Annotated in this window: 2 protein-coding genes; both read left to right on the top strand. The window is 39.0% G+C overall.

Going from position 1 to position 541, the window contains the following annotated elements:
• Positions 1-70 precede the first annotated feature (70 nt).
• Positions 71-265, top strand: coding sequence for an IS630 transposase-related protein (locus A5N85_RS13790; protein WP_072576064.1), 195 nt, complete (start codon positions 71-73; stop codon positions 263-265).
• Positions 265-541, top strand: a 277-nt coding sequence (locus tag A5N85_RS13785) for a transposase (RefSeq protein WP_211268248.1), incomplete at its 3' end; no start/stop codon positions are given. The genes A5N85_RS13790 and A5N85_RS13785, both read left to right, overlap by 1 nt.

The raw sequence follows: 541 nt of genomic DNA, 5'->3' as shown, positions 1-541 counted from the left end.
GCAAATTCACCGTCTATAGCTGGATTAAAAATCCCCATCCTAAAGGCTTTACTGAGCGTAAGCCTCAAAGATTGATGATGAAGCCTTGCTTAAGGATATTGAGCAGTATCCTGATGATTACCAATGGGAAAGCGCTAGACGTTTTAATTGCTCGCAATCAGCGATTTGTTATGCTCTAAAGCGACTAAAGATAACGCATAAAAAAAGATTAACCAACATCCAAAAGCCGACACAGAGAAAAGAGAGCACTTTCAAGAACAAATAGTGGATAAGACCGCTCAAGACAAACCGATAGTCTATCTTGATGAATGTGGTTTTAAAACCTTTGCTCATAGACCTTATGGCTACAGCACAAAAGGACAAGTTTGTCATGGAAGTGATAACTGGCATTTAAAGAACCAGAGCAATGCGATTGGAGCCATTATCAATGGAGAATTGTTTGCCTTACGCTTATATGATGGTTCTATTAACAGCGATATTTTCTCTCATTGGGTGAGAGAAGCACTGTTACCTGAGTTACCTAAAAACAGTGTAATTGTCA

The organism is Suttonella ornithocola (assembly GCF_001889065.1).
Classification (GTDB): Bacteria; Pseudomonadota; Gammaproteobacteria; order Cardiobacteriales; family Cardiobacteriaceae; genus Suttonella_A; species Suttonella_A ornithocola.
This window is presented reverse-complemented; position numbering and strand designations above follow the sequence as displayed.